The sequence below is a fragment of the Companilactobacillus bobalius genome (assembly GCF_009764355.1).
Map to the genome: position 1 here is coordinate 789,751 of NZ_LNUA01000032.1, position 12,840 is coordinate 802,590.

Annotated in this window: 27 protein-coding genes and 1 tRNA gene; 13 read left to right on the forward strand and 15 right to left on the reverse strand. The window is 33.4% G+C overall.

Going from position 1 to position 12,840, the window contains the following annotated elements:
• Positions 1-32: 32 nt before the first annotated feature.
• Positions 33-353 carry a hypothetical protein gene (locus tag ATN92_RS11075; protein WP_056950168.1) on the forward strand — a complete coding sequence of 107 codons (321 nt, stop codon included), beginning with the start codon at positions 33-35 and terminating at the stop codon, positions 351-353.
• An 84-nt stretch (positions 354-437) separates the two neighbouring features.
• On the opposite strand, the gene ATN92_RS11080 is transcribed toward ATN92_RS11075, so the two are convergent.
• Genes ATN92_RS11080 through ATN92_RS11090 form a run of 4 tightly spaced genes read right to left on the reverse strand, consistent with a single transcriptional unit; the run spans position 438 to position 1,150 of the window.
• Complete coding sequence (locus tag ATN92_RS11080; RefSeq protein ID WP_156638734.1) at positions 438-599, reverse strand: hypothetical protein; 162 nt, start codon at positions 597-599, stop codon at positions 438-440.
• Positions 596-739 (reverse strand): hypothetical protein, encoded by a 144-nt coding sequence (locus tag ATN92_RS11085; protein ID WP_156638735.1) that lies wholly within the window; start codon positions 737-739, stop codon positions 596-598. The genes ATN92_RS11080 and ATN92_RS11085 overlap by 4 nt, the downstream gene beginning before the upstream one ends.
• 11 nt (positions 740-750) lie before the next feature.
• Entirely contained in the window at positions 751-885 is a 135-nt protein-coding gene (locus ATN92_RS19115) for a hypothetical protein (RefSeq protein ID WP_256970480.1), read from the reverse strand.
• 28 nt (positions 886-913) lie between these two features.
• Positions 914-1,150 carry a hypothetical protein gene (locus tag ATN92_RS11090; RefSeq protein WP_056950171.1) on the reverse strand — a complete coding sequence of 79 codons (237 nt, stop codon included), beginning with the start codon at positions 1,148-1,150 and terminating at the stop codon, positions 914-916.
• Between the two features lie 67 nt (positions 1,151-1,217).
• Here ATN92_RS11090 and ATN92_RS11095 point away from each other — a divergent pair, with 67 nt between their 5' ends.
• Complete coding sequence (locus ATN92_RS11095) at positions 1,218-1,574, forward strand: hypothetical protein (RefSeq protein WP_056950174.1); 357 nt, start codon at positions 1,218-1,220, stop codon at positions 1,572-1,574.
• Positions 1,575-1,676: 102 nt separating this feature from the next.
• Here ATN92_RS11095 and ATN92_RS11100 read toward each other — a convergent pair whose 3' ends face one another.
• Positions 1,677-2,453 (reverse strand): phage antirepressor, encoded by a 777-nt coding sequence (locus tag ATN92_RS11100; protein WP_056950178.1) that lies wholly within the window; start codon positions 2,451-2,453, stop codon positions 1,677-1,679.
• An 18-nt stretch (positions 2,454-2,471) separates the two neighbouring features.
• Complete coding sequence (locus tag ATN92_RS11105; protein ID WP_054642070.1) at positions 2,472-2,675, reverse strand: helix-turn-helix domain-containing protein; 204 nt, start codon at positions 2,673-2,675, stop codon at positions 2,472-2,474.
• 61 nt (positions 2,676-2,736) lie between these two features.
• Here ATN92_RS11105 and ATN92_RS11110 point away from each other — a divergent pair, with 61 nt between their 5' ends.
• The gene (locus tag ATN92_RS11110; RefSeq protein ID WP_056950181.1) at positions 2,737-2,955 is read left to right on the forward strand and encodes a hypothetical protein; all 219 of its coding nucleotides are present in this window, start codon (positions 2,737-2,739) and stop codon (positions 2,953-2,955) included.
• On the opposite strand, the gene ATN92_RS11115 is transcribed toward ATN92_RS11110, so the two are convergent.
• The gene (locus ATN92_RS11115) at positions 2,918-3,064 is read right to left on the reverse strand and encodes a hypothetical protein (protein WP_156638736.1); all 147 of its coding nucleotides are present in this window, start codon (positions 3,062-3,064) and stop codon (positions 2,918-2,920) included. The genes ATN92_RS11110 and ATN92_RS11115 overlap by 38 nt on opposite strands.
• Positions 3,065-3,302: 238 nt before the next feature.
• On the opposite strand from ATN92_RS11115, the gene ATN92_RS11120 reads away from it, so the two are divergent.
• Positions 3,303-3,596, forward strand: coding sequence for a hypothetical protein (locus ATN92_RS11120; protein ID WP_056950184.1), 294 nt, complete (start codon positions 3,303-3,305; stop codon positions 3,594-3,596).
• Here the strand turns inward: ATN92_RS11120 and ATN92_RS11125 are convergent.
• Complete coding sequence (locus ATN92_RS11125) at positions 3,556-3,780, reverse strand: hypothetical protein (protein WP_143444271.1); 225 nt, start codon at positions 3,778-3,780, stop codon at positions 3,556-3,558. The genes ATN92_RS11120 and ATN92_RS11125 overlap by 41 nt on opposite strands.
• Positions 3,781-4,038: 258 nt before the next feature.
• Between ATN92_RS11125 and ATN92_RS11130 the strand changes: the two genes are divergently transcribed.
• From ATN92_RS11130 to ATN92_RS11155, 6 genes are all read left to right on the forward strand, one after another.
• Positions 4,039-4,374, forward strand: a complete 336-nt coding sequence (locus ATN92_RS11130) for a helix-turn-helix domain-containing protein (protein WP_056950188.1) — start codon at positions 4,039-4,041, stop codon at positions 4,372-4,374.
• A gap of 3 nt (positions 4,375-4,377) precedes the next feature.
• On the forward strand, positions 4,378-4,776 hold the full coding sequence (locus ATN92_RS11135) for a M48 family metalloprotease (RefSeq protein WP_056950191.1): 399 nt from the start codon (positions 4,378-4,380) through the stop codon (positions 4,774-4,776).
• 61 nt (positions 4,777-4,837) lie between these two features.
• On the forward strand, positions 4,838-5,329 hold the full coding sequence (locus ATN92_RS11140; RefSeq protein WP_056950193.1) for a hypothetical protein: 492 nt from the start codon (positions 4,838-4,840) through the stop codon (positions 5,327-5,329).
• An 18-nt stretch (positions 5,330-5,347) separates the two neighbouring features.
• On the forward strand, positions 5,348-5,554 hold the full coding sequence (locus tag ATN92_RS11145; RefSeq protein ID WP_056950196.1) for a hypothetical protein: 207 nt from the start codon (positions 5,348-5,350) through the stop codon (positions 5,552-5,554).
• 74 nt (positions 5,555-5,628) lie between these two features.
• Positions 5,629-5,994, forward strand: a complete 366-nt coding sequence (locus ATN92_RS11150; protein WP_056950199.1) for a DUF805 domain-containing protein — start codon at positions 5,629-5,631, stop codon at positions 5,992-5,994.
• 89 nt (positions 5,995-6,083) lie between these two features.
• Positions 6,084-6,227 (forward strand): hypothetical protein, encoded by a 144-nt coding sequence (locus ATN92_RS11155; protein ID WP_156638737.1) that lies wholly within the window; start codon positions 6,084-6,086, stop codon positions 6,225-6,227.
• Here the strand turns inward: ATN92_RS11155 and ATN92_RS11160 are convergent.
• Complete coding sequence (locus tag ATN92_RS11160) at positions 6,224-6,835, reverse strand: hypothetical protein (protein WP_056950203.1); 612 nt, start codon at positions 6,833-6,835, stop codon at positions 6,224-6,226. The genes ATN92_RS11155 and ATN92_RS11160 overlap by 4 nt on opposite strands.
• Before the next feature lie 141 nt (positions 6,836-6,976).
• On the opposite strand from ATN92_RS11160, the gene ATN92_RS11165 reads away from it, so the two are divergent.
• Positions 6,977-8,125 carry a site-specific integrase gene (locus tag ATN92_RS11165; protein ID WP_056950206.1) on the forward strand — a complete coding sequence of 383 codons (1,149 nt, stop codon included), beginning with the start codon at positions 6,977-6,979 and terminating at the stop codon, positions 8,123-8,125.
• 78 nt (positions 8,126-8,203) lie between these two features.
• On the opposite strand, the gene ATN92_RS11170 is transcribed toward ATN92_RS11165, so the two are convergent.
• Positions 8,204-8,275: transfer RNA gene (locus ATN92_RS11170), tRNA-Gln, on the reverse strand.
• Between the two features lie 165 nt (positions 8,276-8,440).
• Positions 8,441-8,722: a hypothetical protein gene (locus ATN92_RS11175; protein ID WP_056950210.1), complete on the reverse strand. Its 282-nt coding sequence runs from the start codon at positions 8,720-8,722 to the stop codon at positions 8,441-8,443.
• 268 nt (positions 8,723-8,990) lie between these two features.
• Here ATN92_RS11175 and ATN92_RS11180 point away from each other — a divergent pair, with 268 nt between their 5' ends.
• Positions 8,991-9,905: a hypothetical protein gene (locus ATN92_RS11180; protein ID WP_056950213.1), complete on the forward strand. Its 915-nt coding sequence runs from the start codon at positions 8,991-8,993 to the stop codon at positions 9,903-9,905.
• 15 nt (positions 9,906-9,920) lie between these two features.
• Here the strand turns inward: ATN92_RS11180 and ATN92_RS11185 are convergent, their stop codons facing one another.
• Positions 9,921-10,952, reverse strand: a complete 1,032-nt coding sequence (locus tag ATN92_RS11185) for an SDR family oxidoreductase (protein ID WP_056950217.1) — start codon at positions 10,950-10,952, stop codon at positions 9,921-9,923.
• A 124-nt stretch (positions 10,953-11,076) separates the two neighbouring features.
• Here ATN92_RS11185 and ATN92_RS11190 point away from each other — a divergent pair, with 124 nt between their 5' ends.
• Positions 11,077-11,646 carry a TetR/AcrR family transcriptional regulator gene (locus tag ATN92_RS11190; protein WP_056950220.1) on the forward strand — a complete coding sequence of 190 codons (570 nt, stop codon included), beginning with the start codon at positions 11,077-11,079 and terminating at the stop codon, positions 11,644-11,646.
• 43 nt (positions 11,647-11,689) lie between these two features.
• On the opposite strand, the gene ATN92_RS18630 is transcribed toward ATN92_RS11190, so the two are convergent.
• From ATN92_RS18630 to ATN92_RS11200, 3 genes are all read right to left on the reverse strand, one after another.
• Entirely contained in the window at positions 11,690-11,830 is a 141-nt protein-coding gene (locus tag ATN92_RS18630) for a hypothetical protein (RefSeq protein ID WP_087721299.1), read from the reverse strand.
• Positions 11,831-11,841: 11 nt separating this feature from the next.
• On the reverse strand, positions 11,842-12,087 hold the full coding sequence (locus ATN92_RS11195) for a GlsB/YeaQ/YmgE family stress response membrane protein (protein ID WP_025084941.1): 246 nt from the start codon (positions 12,085-12,087) through the stop codon (positions 11,842-11,844).
• A gap of 75 nt (positions 12,088-12,162) precedes the next feature.
• Positions 12,163-12,750 carry a type 1 glutamine amidotransferase family protein gene (locus ATN92_RS11200; RefSeq protein ID WP_056950223.1) on the reverse strand — a complete coding sequence of 196 codons (588 nt, stop codon included), beginning with the start codon at positions 12,748-12,750 and terminating at the stop codon, positions 12,163-12,165.
• Positions 12,751-12,840 lie beyond the last annotated feature (90 nt).

Here is a 12,840-nt window from a genome sequence, read left to right on the forward strand (position 1 = left end):
TATAATTTTCCTTGAGAAAGGAAGTGATAATAATGGAGCTTTCTAAAGAACAAATGAAATTGTTAAAACAAGTTAAAGAAAATAGTATTAATACTGATCCGGACTACTATTACAACAATCAAATACTTCAAGATTTAATGTATAAAGATGAATTAATCCTTGCGACAATGGAATGGGATGATAATAAAGAGACACTGTATCCCACATCTTATGTACTAACCGTAGATGGTAAAAATGAATTATCTAAAGCGATTGAAAAACGTAAGAATCATTGGAAGGATAAAATTCTTTATCCAATAATAACTGGAACAGTAACTGGTGTTATTGGTTATTTACTTGGTAAATTTGGCTAGTAGATAGCCTAAAATCAACCATATTATTCCCGATATTATGCTTGGTAACACTTTGCTTAATTTATTTTTCATATGGTTACCTCCTCATAAGTGAATTTCAATTCTTTGAGAACCATCGCTTACCACGAGATCAATGGAGTTCGGAAAATGATGAAACTCCTTCTCATATGTTTTCATAATATATTGACTAACTTTATCCCAATCGTCATTGAATTCCTTACTACTATCTATTAGTTCTTTCTTCATTTAATACTCTCCATTACGGCCACTGCAATCCAGCAAAGTACTGATATTCCTTGTAAAATCATTCCTACTACTTCCCAGTCAAAATCAAAATCTCTAAGCCACTCATGTATTCCTGTGATGACTTTTTTTAATGCACTCATAACATCCCTCCTTACATATAAAAGTCTGTATATTTATGTAAAAACTTACTGAAATTATCGCCAATCATCATGTATATGGTTAAACTGACAATCGCAATTATTGCTACTGGCACCCACACGATTGCTGGTATTGATATGCTTCTCATAAAACTCGCTCCCACACTTGTTTTTTTTTTATAAATCTTTAATGTAATCGTCTATTTCATTCGGATCATAAAGCTTGATGCCATCTATTACATGGAATGGTAGCCCTGGTAAATTCTTGCGAATCGTACTGTCAGCCATGCTTAAATAGTTCGGTAAGTCTTTAGTTCGTAGCCATTTACGTGTTAAAGCTTTAATGACTTGATCTATCAATATTTGAAACTGTCGTTCGCTTAGCAACATTTCAATTGGTCTAATTTCTCCCATTGTTTAGACCTCCTTTTTCTCAATGCTATAATTTTATTAATTAACCTAAATATGAGGAAAAATAATTATGGAACAAAAATTAGATATAGCATCTATTAGAATCATGAATTACATCGTTTCTGAAACCAAAAATGGAAATAAACCTAATGCACTTGATATTAGAAAAAAATTTCCAAAATATGATGATCAATTAAATTTGGAATATTTATATAGACTTGGTTACATTGATTCCATTAACGGTTTTTTTTCTGGTTTTATGACAGCAACTGGGATATACGGGTTTCGTCCAACTGCTAAGTTAATGAAATTTTTTGAATCTTGGAAAACTACATTAGTTCTTTTCTTTTTAAAAAGTATTCTTGTTCCAGTAGCGGTAACTGTAATTACTACACTTCTTATTCTTTTATTGAATTTAAAAAAATAAGAAAAACATCATCAAAAGTAAAATTATTATTATTCCTATTTCAATAAACGGATAAAATACTATGAAAATTGCCCATATCCAGCCTTTAAGGTTATCCATTGGTTAGACCTCCATAAGTTGTTCAATCATAGGATAAATATTGTGCTGCTTAAGAACTTCATATAGTCCTAAACGACCTTTTTGAGTCCACTTAGTGTTTAAAACAGCCTTTTCAGTTCCATCTTTTCGTTTAACCATCGTTGTATCTGAATGAGTCCAACCATTATGTTGATATTTAGAATAAAGCAACCACGTTTTACCTTGTTTATATTGAATTCCAAGTTCATGAAGTTTAGCGTTCATTTCTCTACCACTCATCCCATAATCTTTAGCAATGATAGTTATAGTTACTAATGATGGATTAGCAAGAACTTTGTCATAATAAGTAACTTTTGGTCTGTCCTCTGCTACTTGTTGTTCAGCAATCAATCTGCCTTCGCGTTCAGTTTTTAGCTGTGTGGCTAATTTGATTAAGTAATCAGGATCAGTCAACGTTTGCTCAATTGCGGAATCAGTTAAGTAAGCACCATGTTTTCTGATAGTTGGTAGGACTTCTGATGTAACCCAACGTTTGAATTCTTTTGCGGCTGGTAACTTGCTGGAAAGAATCAAACTGTAAAGTCCTGATTCATTAATGACTTTCATTTTTTGAATACCAGAGGGTGTAACGATTCGTTCCTCCCTCACATCTTCGACATCAACGTGATCGCTTATGGCTTTACGTCCATTTTTATATTTCAAGGTATTTGTAATGTCGTTACCAACAAAATAAGGTGCGTTATCAATTTGTACCGTTCGTACATTGTTTCCTTTAAAATTAAACTCCTGTAAGTTATTCATTATTTACTTCCCTCTTTTTTATAGATTTAAAACTCGTGCTACTTGTTCACGTAGTTCACGTGATTTAGGTGTCATGTCACCTTTAATAGCTCTATTTAGTTGCTGTGGATTAGCATGAATCAATTCAGCTAACTCTTTTTGAGTCATATCTCGATTAAGCAATGCAATCTTAATTGATCGTTCAATGTCATGTGCTACCTTTGCAAATTGTTGTTCTGGCATGTAATCAACTCCTTTCTATTGTTATAATTTGTTTATTCCATATATATTCGAGGTGAAAAGTATGACTGAACAAGAATTTGATAAAAAATTTGATGAATTCATAAAGCAATTTAATGAATCATTTGATTCAAAAGATAATATGGATCAAATAGGTAAAATTGCTTTAAAAAATACTGATAGTGAAGAGGATATCGCCTTTAATACTGAACACATCTATCAGCAACAACGTGTAGATAACCTAGTTAGACTTGCTTTAAAGAACTTTTTAGAGCTTGATTAAGGGCCTTTATTGATTTTTCTGATTGTTTCTCATCAATCAATATATCCAAATTAAATTTGTTGAAGCTTTGACTATTAATGGTAGTTAAAGCTTTTTCTTGTTCTTCCATCTTTCTCACTCCTTTCTATTGTTATAATTTGTTTATTCCATATATTCGAGGTAAAAATTGAAACCGATTTCGAACCTTATGAAGTTAACCTATCAACTGCAGAATGCCTAACACCAGAGCAAATATTGAAAGAATGGTAGATATTCCTAACATGAACCAATACTTTTGATCATTCATCTTTCTCACTCCTTTCTATTGTTATAATTTGATTAATTCATATATATTCGAGGTGAAAAATATGACCGATTCAATATTAGATTCTGTTGCATTTTTTCAAAAAGATGCATTGAAAAAGAACAAAAGAATAATTATTGGAATTGATTCAACCTTTGTTACTGGGCTGCCATTGAAAAATGATTTAGAAAAAATTGATAACCCATTAATAAAAGAGTTTTCTGAGATGCGTGCTAAAAATTCAAATTCTAAAGATTTTATAATCTTGAACGATGTATCTATACTTGGTACTGAAAAACACTTAGATTTTCTAGTGATTAGAATCCAAAAGGTTTCTGCGATTTCTCTTGATGACTAGTATCTCGTGTATTTGAATTAACTAATTCATAGAAAAGCATTTCATTTACCAGATGGAGTGCTTTTTCTTTTGTCTCATATGATTTACCAGATCTGTTTACCACTGTTAGTAGCTGATCAACTAAATCTTTATCAGAGAACATTTCGTATGAAAGGTATGGATTCATCTTTTGATATGAATACAATTTCTTTTCCCCCTTTACTGTTATTTTTTCATCAAGTTATTGACCTCAATTAGCACAGGTGCTAATATGAAGGCATACCAAATAAGCAATTTAAACCCTATTACTACCGCAATTCTCGCCAAAGCATTGTATCGGTGGTCGTTTGTTTTTGTTGCTCAATTACTTGATGAATTAATTATTACGCACAAATGCTAATTTTGCAAGTGTATTTACGCATTTGTGCTAATTAAATTCGTCAAACTTATGGAGAACATTGTTATGACAACGTTTGAACGAATTAAAAAAGTTTCAAAAGAACAGGGGTATTCCCTAACAAAACTAAATGACAAAGCTGGCTTAGGCACAAATTCCATATATCATTGGAAAACTAAAACGCCTAGTACTGAAAGCCTATCTAAGGTTGCTAATGTTTTACACGTATCTGTAGACTACCTATTGGGTAAAACCGATGATCCGGATGTTAACACTAAGTCTAAGAAAGTAGATATCAAAGATGCGATGCAAGACGATTACACTGTTATGAGTTATGGTGGTAGAGAAATACCACCGGAGGAATTAGAAATGATTAGGCGTATCTTAGACGGGGGAAAATAATATATGAGTGATGTTACAACTTACTTACTGAATTACGCACTAGATCATCACATAGGATTCGAACTACTTAATGGAATAGATTCTGATTGGCCTTCCTTAGCTATACCAGAACGTAACATGATGTTTATTAATACGAATTGGTACAAGCAAAAGGAACTACCAATGGTGGTAGCTCATGAGATTGGTCATATGCTTAATGGTGATTCTTGCTATATGTATGACAAGTCTAGTGTGGGAAAAATTAATGCTGAAAGTGCTGCTAATAAGGTAGCCATAGATTTACTACTACAATATTGTAAAGATTATGATATCCACTTCAATAGCTATATTATGTTTCTACAGCAATTCTGTATTCCATTGAGATATGAATACATTGCCAAAAGAAAAATGGCTGTAATGTGATTTTTAATCCATCCCTTCTGATATACTTATACTGATTAAATATATATTTATGGGGGAAATTATGAATAAGTATAACAAACTATTAATCACTGGTATGGCTATATTAATGAGTGCGACGGCTAGTTTAGAAACCATATCGACAATAAATGTTTATGCATCGGATGATACTAAAACGGTTAAAAAGTTGTCACCAAATTCTGATTATCCAAATATTAAATCTAAATTTGATATAACAAACATGTCTCAATATTCAGACAATGACTTATTTGGCACTGTTACATTGAATAAGTTCTATGTAAAAGATGTAGGTGCTGATTCAATGAAACAATATCATGTATTGTTAACGCCCACTAAACATAGTAGTCAATACTTCTTACTAGTTACAAAATCCAAGAAGAAAATTCGTTTACATAATAAATTGACCGCTCAAGTTGCTTTGAATGGTTCAAGTAAAATTAACGATGCTCAAATAAATTCAGGTATTAGTGAAAGCTATTCGGACAAACATGTTATTTTAACAATGCCTGATAAAATTGCTGTCTATCACAAATGATGTTAAGGGGAGATTATTGTGAATGATGATGAAAAACGAAAATATGAAGTAACAAAAAAGGCATATAAAGATGGTCGTGCTGAATATGAAAACAAAATAAATCGCGGTGGATGCTTTCTTGTGATTGCAATATTTGCTCCAATATTTGCAATTACGATGTTCCATAGTGGACTTCTGGCGTTGGCTATATTTGTTATTTTTCTTTATCTAGCATTTAAAAAATAAATCTAAGTCTCAAGTAGGCTTTCAGTCCAAATACTGAACGACATTAAAAGCTGAAAACAAAGGGGACATTTATAATGATAAGCTCATATAAAAAATTCTGGAATAATATTTTTAATTTTTCAAGCACTAGTTCTCGCTCTGATTATTGGTGGCCAGTAATCATAAATTATATCTTGTCTGGTTTGATTATTAGCATCATTCAAAAAATGATGGGGCACCCAATTGAGGACATATATAACCTCACCGATTTGACAGCAAACTGGGCGCTTTATATTATAAGTATCATCGTTTGGATAGGAACATTTACAGTAAAGGTTCGTAGATTACATGACACCGATCGTTCAGGCTGGTGGTTATTAATCGATTTGATTCCAGTAATCGGTACAATTTGGTTCTTTATATTAATGATATTACCTTCAAAAAGAAGCCGTTGGAACTAAATAATTGTAAATAAGTCTCATGTAGGCTTATTTATTTTTACCAAAATTAAAAAAGCCACGCCATTAAGCGTGACTGGAAGGGCTCTATTATGAGCGATGATAATAATTTAAGAAAAGATATGAATACTCGCCACGACGATGTGGAGAAAAGAGCTAACTTTGGTATCAAAAGCAAGGTACCAGATAACGTAAAAAATAAACCAAGTATCAATGATCCAAAGAAAAAGGACTAATACAAATCTATTATTTTTAGTCCAAGGTCGGCATTAAATAGCTCTCTCGATTTATACTTTCTAGCATCCCTTTTTACTTCAGCATAATTCTTTTCATAATCTTCATTTTCAAAAGGAACCAATACCAAACTATTTTCTGAGAAATCTGTACTAGGAGAATACTCCAAGTATCCACATGTTACTAATTCATTTTTTAAATTAAATACATAAATTCTTTGAACCTCACTAGACTGGAAGAAATAATCATTAGCTGAAAGGGTGTCTATTTCACCGATACCCTTTCTATCTCTAATTTTATTTATAATATAATTAGCAAGCCGAACAATCCATGGGGCAATTGCAAAAGAAATTAAAAGACTTACTAAAGCCACATATAAGATATTCAGTGATATCGCTAAATAATCACCTTGTCTTACATTTGAATTAAAACTACCTATTAACAAATACAAAAAATAGTTCATTCCACCAAAGAAGACCAGTAGTATCTTCTTCTCGTCGTTATTATTTTTATAATAATTTATGGTTCCTTGTTTGAGTAGAATAACAAAATTTAAATACCCTAAACTACCAGAAACTATAAGTGATGATATTAATGATGTTAAATTCATATAGTCCTCCTAATATATTCCATATAATATTATATCACGTATAGCATGATGACTGTGTATATTTAACATCAAAATTAAGGAGGTGATGCCCTTACTTACTCTCTTAAACTCTGCTCCCACGCAAACTTAGGAGAAAATAAAATGAGTGAAATAACTAAATATAAAAAGAAAAACGGAACCACAGCATATAAATTCAGAACATTCCTTGGCTATGATGAAGTCACTGGAAAACAAGTACGAGTATCTAAAAGCGGTATTGCAACAAAAAAAGAAGCTTTAAAATTATTAACCCAAGCACAATTGGAATTTAATAATAGAAGCTTCTCTCAATATAGAAATTTATCGTTTAAGGATATTTACCTTAAATGGTTCGATCAGTACAAGTTAACAGTCAAGGAATCTACCTATTCCAAAACTGATGAACATTTTACACTTCATATTTTACCAGAAATTGGTAAAACAAAAATATCGAAATTGACTACTGTACAAATCCAACTAGCAATAAATAAATGGTTTAAGCAAAGTTTAACACGATATAAAAGATTCTATAACTACATTAACCGTGTTTTAACATGGGCTTACAAGATGCAAATAATTGAAAACAACCCAGCTGATAGAGTTATCTTGCCTGTTAATACCTCTCAAATAAAAACTATGGCTGAAAACTATTATGATCTACCCGAACTCAAACATTTCTTTGAATGTCTTCATGATATGGATAATAGTATTGCAGAAGTTTACTTTAGAGTTCTTGCGTTTACAGGTATGCGTAAAGGTGAATCTCTTGCCCTCTTGTGGACTGATGTCAACTTTGAAACTAACCAGATTAGTATCAATAAAACTCAGTCACAGGGCGAACATGGACGTCTGTTAGTTAATACTCCTAAAACACCCACAAGTATCAGAACTGTGGATGTTGACCCTAAAACTATGGAGATACTAAAGCATTGGCGTAATGAACAAAGAAAACAATTGTTGATGTTAGGATTCAATGCTACTGGCAATAATCAATTAGTCTTTTCAAACACAAAAAATGAAATGTTCGTACCAACCACACCACGTAAATGGTTAGTAGATACCATTGATCGTTTTGATTTGAAATACATTACAGTTCATGGATTTAGGCGTACTTTTGCTACACTGGCTTTTGAAGCTGGTGCAACCATTAAAGAAGTACAATCACAGTTAGGCCATAAAAACTATAAAACAACCATGGATATTTACACGGAAGTTACTTCAAAGCAAAAAAAAGAAACCGCCCAGAAATACGCGAATTACGTAAATTTCTAGCTGTGCCACAATTTGTGCCACATTTTCGGTTTCAAGCGCTGAGACCCTTGATATAATAAGGGTTTCTTGGTGTATACATTGGGCATATTGGGTTCGAACCAATAAATTGCGGATTCAGAGTCCGCTGCCTTACCATTTGGCGAATGCCCATTAATGATTAAAAGTATTAAACAACAATAAAATGTTATAAAAAAAACGCTGTAATGTCAATAGTAATCAGCTATTCCTTATAAATATAACCGTATTTTTCCCGAAAAAAAGAACATCCCTACTGAAACAACAGCCAAGATGTACTTTTTTCGGTCAAGCTCATCCTTATTTACTTTGTTTCTTAACGTTAGATTCCAAAATGTCGATGGATTTATCGATTGATTCAAAAATCTCAGTATTCAAAAGTTCGATGATCGGACTCAGTCGTTGATATTCATGCGACACCATATTTTTGTTGATTTGATCATCATTAATGCGCTTGATTTTCAAATTGTAATCCATCAAAGCATTGATTCTGATCTTCGAGTCATCCAGTTCGCACAATAAATCGTCGATATCGTCCATATCATAAGTTCTAGTTAAATCTTTCTCCTTACATTCGTCCATAATAAATACTCCCTTCAAATTTCAAGTGAATTGACATAGTTTCTATTTCCTATATGTAACTCACTTCTTTGACCCCCATTCTAATAGCTTTAAAATTTAAAACTAGTCAATTATCCAGAATGTAAAGTTTTATTTTGGTGAAGCCGTTCTTCTTCGATATTCCAAAATTATATACTATTTATTTTAAATAATTATAATTGTATGTTAAACTAATCTCGTTTTGCTGAAAAGATATCAGCTATTTACATTACGGAAGGACGAAACAAACATGCATTTAAGTACTATTGAGAAGAGAAATTATCTAATTGGATTTTCATTCATTATTATCATGGTAGCCAGTGCTACTTTACTTAACGATATGGAGATCATTTTACCCGAAATTGGAGCATTAACAGCTGGAACATGGATTTATCAAAATGGTGGCTGGATCAATCAACCATTGAAGATTTTCTTAGCTCCGTCAGGAACGGCCATTATTGGTTTTCTAATCAACCAGTTAGCTATCGGTTATGCACAAAAAGTCCTTCTGGGTCTTCTCTTGATGCTAATTTTGTTACGAGTTCTTCACTCAAATTTGGCTCCATCATTTGCCACTGGACTATTGCCGATCATCATTAACGCTACCCATTGGTCCTTTATCGTTGCTATCCTACTATTTACACTAGTTTTGACAACCGGCGTCTTCATTCAGGGTAGTTATAAGGAAACAACTCCTAGCTCCATTATCAAAAAACATCACATGCTGATTTTTGCCATCATGGCCCTTATCTGGGTTGGTGCTGTTTGGTTCTTTGGCTTTTCACAAATGGCTGCCATTCCACCGGTTATGGTCGTTTTCTTCGAAGTCCTACAAAAACCACAATACAGTTGGAAAATGGCCATTAAACATTTCATTGCTTTAGTCGGTGCAGCCAGTATTGGTGTTTTAGTTCACACCTTCATCAGTTCTTGGTTGATCTCGGCCATCATTGCTTTACCACTAGTTTTCGTATTACTACAACTTTTAAAAATCAAATTGCCAGCTGCCTTTGCTTTTCCACTATTGGCCTTAGTTTTACCTACTAGTATGTTTCACATGTTGCCACTGACAGCTGTTCTAGCAACTACCTTTTTCTTAGGTTCGATCGTTATTCTCAAAAAATATATTGCTCCTCTAAAAGTCGAAAATGACTCTCAAATTTAATTGAGAGTCATTTTTTTATTTGACGATGCCAAGATCAATCATAGATTGTGCTGTTGCAATGATAGCTGTTTTAGCAGAACGAGGGTTCCAACCTAACAACTCCTTAGCCTTCTTATTGCTAGTACCAGCGTACTTACCAACAATGGAAGCAATCATCTTAAGTTGGGGATTAGTTAAAGCAGCAGCTTTTACAACTGCATTCGGTATAGTTCTAGTTGGAATTTTACTTGCATAATCAGGAAAAGCTTCACGTAAAATGTCGGCTACACCCATCATTGATAGAGTTTCACCTGTTGTAGCCAAGAATCTTTCGCCATCAGCCTTAGGTGAAGTCATTGCCAAAATATGTAAGCTAGCGACATCACGAACATCGACGTAACCTGAATCAACTTTAGGCAAGGCTTTGATTTTTCCTTCTAACATTTCTTGAATTTGAACATTAGAGTGGGAATATTTAGCTGACAAAACTGGTCCCATAACGCCAACCGGATTAACCGCAGCTAGTTGCAAACCGTCGCCTTCCTTTTTGATGAAGTCCCAAGCGGCCATTTCTGACATAGTCTTTGATTTTTGATATGGATGTATATTTTTAGCGGAAAGATCTGACCAATCCTTTTCAGTATATGGTGTTGTACGATTCTTGTGACCTGCAAAAACGGCACCATAAGCTGATGTCAAAACAACTCGTTTAACTCCAGCATCTTTAGAGGCTTTAAGGACACGCAAAACTCCATCTACAGCTGGACGAATCATCTCATCCTCATTTTTAAAGTTCAATTTAGGAGTTGGTGAAGCCACATGAATAACATAAGTTGCTCCTTGCATCGTTTCTTCCCAATTCTTATCGGAAGTCAAATCTGCTTGTGAGAAGGATAAATCAGAAAAATCTTTCACTCCACCCGTATATAGCATTTCTTTAATAACATCTTCTTTTTTGGCTGATCGAACCGTTGTTCTAACCGCATACCCTTGTTGCAGTAATTGCAAAATAATGTGTACTGCAATAAAACCACTACCACCTGTAACGACTACTAATTGTTTTTTCATAATTGATATCTCCATTTTACTTTAACTGACGTTTCACTTGTAACGCTTATGAATGTATCCTACTATGTAAGAAACAGCTTCTCAAGCAAATCAGAAGCATCTGTGACAGAATGGAGAAAATGTAATGGCAGCGACCGAACATTCACAAAAAATTAAACAAGATTCCCAAGAATATCTCATCACCGCATTATTACAGCTATTGGAAACAAAGGATTTCAATGATATCACGGTTACCCAAGTCGTCAAACGAGCTGGTGTTAGTCGTATGGCCTTCTACCGAAATTTTGATACTTTAGAGGATGTCCTAATTGCCTATATTCAACCAAAAATAAGTGCTGGCTTTGATAATATCATTAACAGAATTCCACAAGATCAAAAAATAAATGCCTTAGGCTCCTTATTTGAAGAAATATCCTGTACCTTAAAAATGGCAGTCGACAAGCATTATGAACTGATCATCCAAAATATTTTTAACGAGAACATGGCAAAATTTTATGATCAAACAATGGATTGGAGTCAATTCACAACCATGCAACGTAAGTACTGGATCAAATTCATGGGTGCCGGTGTCTATGCCATTTGGCGTGAATGGCTAATTAGTGGCCAAGTTGAAACCATCAACGATATCCATGTCCTTTTGGCTGATTTTCAAATTTCGACTTTAAAAGCTCTGAAAAATGAAACGACAAAATAAAAGACACTATCAATTAAATAAAAATTGATAGTGTCTTTTATATTTATTCATGTAATTTTGCTTGAATTTTATCGCCGGCCTTATCGATGCCCTTTGCAGTTAAAATAGTTCCACCTACAAGAACACCTCCGACCACTAATGTACTAACAGCCATGAACTTAAAAATTGATTTAACAGTATCCATAATTATTTACCTCACGACATTTTTTTGACAACGAATGATACCACTAAGACTAAAATAATGGCTCCGATTAATGAAGGAATAATTGCCATTCCTGCAAGTTGTGGACCCCAGGCACCTAAGATTCCCTCACCTAAGGCTGATCCCACAATACCAGCTAAAATATTGCTGATCCATCCCATTGATTTACCATTATTAGTAATTGCACCCGCAAGTGCACCAATAATAGCTCCGACAATAATTACCCATAACCAATGCATAATGTTAATCCTCCTTAATAATATTTATATTCTATATATTATTAAATTCCAGTAAACTATGCACGGAATATGCTGTTAGAATGGATTACCATATTTTTTACAGTATTCGTAAAAACCATTGTCATACAATTCAATCAAAGGCTTCAGTTGTTTATCAGGTAGAAATTGAATTAATTTTAAAACAGCCTCAGTGAATTCTAAAGCGGCAGTACCGTTAGCAGTTACTAAGTTCCTATCACTAACCACTTGTTGAGGTAGGAACTGATCAGGATTATTATATTCTGAATAATTTTTCCAAATTGCTTGAGAGTTCCCCGTATGTTGGTAACCTTCCAATAAACCATTGCTAGCCAAATAATCGACAGCACCACATATAGCGCCAACCGGTTGACTATTTTTCAATCTGTCAGAAATTAATTTTTTCAATGTTTCATTCTTAACATCCCAAGAGTTACCACCAATCAGAACTAACAAATCGATCTTTTCAGGTAATTTATCGATTCGATAATCAGTTACCGTCTTAAATCCACCAATAGAAGTCACTTCATCGGAAAATGAGGCGGTCTTAACCGTCCATTCAGAGTTTTGATTCAGTTGACTAGACAAATAAGGGCCTTCCCAATCTGCATATTCGTTTAATATAAAAAATATTGCTGTTTTCATTAATAACTCCTCTGATAATTAAATTTTCATATAGCAGTTATTTAACTGTAATATAATCTCTTGTCCTTAAGCAAGGATTTACAAAAGATT

Coding starts and splice junctions, on each gene's coding strand:
- ATN92_RS11190 (WP_056950220.1), top strand. CDS start 11,077: ATGGCAGCGACCGAACATTCACAAAAAATTAAACAAGATTCCCAAGAA.
- ATN92_RS11155 (WP_156638737.1), top strand. CDS start 6,084: ATGAGCGATGATAATAATTTAAGAAAAGATATGAATACTCGCCACGAC.
- ATN92_RS11095 (WP_056950174.1), top strand. CDS start 1,218: ATGGAACAAAAATTAGATATAGCATCTATTAGAATCATGAATTACATC.
- ATN92_RS11075 (WP_056950168.1), top strand. CDS start 33: ATGGAGCTTTCTAAAGAACAAATGAAATTGTTAAAACAAGTTAAAGAA.
- ATN92_RS11130 (WP_056950188.1), top strand. CDS start 4,039: ATGACAACGTTTGAACGAATTAAAAAAGTTTCAAAAGAACAGGGGTAT.
- ATN92_RS11175 (WP_056950210.1), bottom strand. CDS start 8,722: ATGGACGAATGTAAGGAGAAAGATTTAACTAGAACTTATGATATGGAC.
- ATN92_RS11180 (WP_056950213.1), top strand. CDS start 8,991: ATGCATTTAAGTACTATTGAGAAGAGAAATTATCTAATTGGATTTTCA.
- ATN92_RS11185 (WP_056950217.1), bottom strand. CDS start 10,952: ATGAAAAAACAATTAGTAGTCGTTACAGGTGGTAGTGGTTTTATTGCA.
- ATN92_RS11115 (WP_156638736.1), bottom strand. CDS start 3,064: ATGGAAGAACAAGAAAAAGCTTTAACTACCATTAATAGTCAAAGCTTC.
- ATN92_RS19115 (WP_256970480.1), bottom strand. CDS start 885: ATGAGAAGCATATCAATACCAGCAATCGTGTGGGTGCCAGTAGCAATA.
- ATN92_RS11120 (WP_056950184.1), top strand. CDS start 3,303: ATGACCGATTCAATATTAGATTCTGTTGCATTTTTTCAAAAAGATGCA.
- ATN92_RS11165 (WP_056950206.1), top strand. CDS start 6,977: ATGAGTGAAATAACTAAATATAAAAAGAAAAACGGAACCACAGCATAT.
- ATN92_RS11200 (WP_056950223.1), bottom strand. CDS start 12,750: ATGAAAACAGCAATATTTTTTATATTAAACGAATATGCAGATTGGGAA.
- ATN92_RS11090 (WP_056950171.1), bottom strand. CDS start 1,150: ATGGGAGAAATTAGACCAATTGAAATGTTGCTAAGCGAACGACAGTTT.
- ATN92_RS11085 (WP_156638735.1), bottom strand. CDS start 739: ATGAGTGCATTAAAAAAAGTCATCACAGGAATACATGAGTGGCTTAGA.
- ATN92_RS11110 (WP_056950181.1), top strand. CDS start 2,737: ATGACTGAACAAGAATTTGATAAAAAATTTGATGAATTCATAAAGCAA.
- ATN92_RS11080 (WP_156638734.1), bottom strand. CDS start 599: ATGAAGAAAGAACTAATAGATAGTAGTAAGGAATTCAATGACGATTGG.
- ATN92_RS11100 (WP_056950178.1), bottom strand. CDS start 2,453: ATGAATAACTTACAGGAGTTTAATTTTAAAGGAAACAATGTACGAACG.
- ATN92_RS11135 (WP_056950191.1), top strand. CDS start 4,378: ATGAGTGATGTTACAACTTACTTACTGAATTACGCACTAGATCATCAC.
- ATN92_RS11140 (WP_056950193.1), top strand. CDS start 4,838: ATGAATAAGTATAACAAACTATTAATCACTGGTATGGCTATATTAATG.
- ATN92_RS18630 (WP_087721299.1), bottom strand. CDS start 11,830: ATGGATACTGTTAAATCAATTTTTAAGTTCATGGCTGTTAGTACATTA.
- ATN92_RS11150 (WP_056950199.1), top strand. CDS start 5,629: ATGATAAGCTCATATAAAAAATTCTGGAATAATATTTTTAATTTTTCA.
- ATN92_RS11105 (WP_054642070.1), bottom strand. CDS start 2,675: ATGCCAGAACAACAATTTGCAAAGGTAGCACATGACATTGAACGATCA.
- ATN92_RS11195 (WP_025084941.1), bottom strand. CDS start 12,087: ATGCATTGGTTATGGGTAATTATTGTCGGAGCTATTATTGGTGCACTT.
- ATN92_RS11160 (WP_056950203.1), bottom strand. CDS start 6,835: ATGAATTTAACATCATTAATATCATCACTTATAGTTTCTGGTAGTTTA.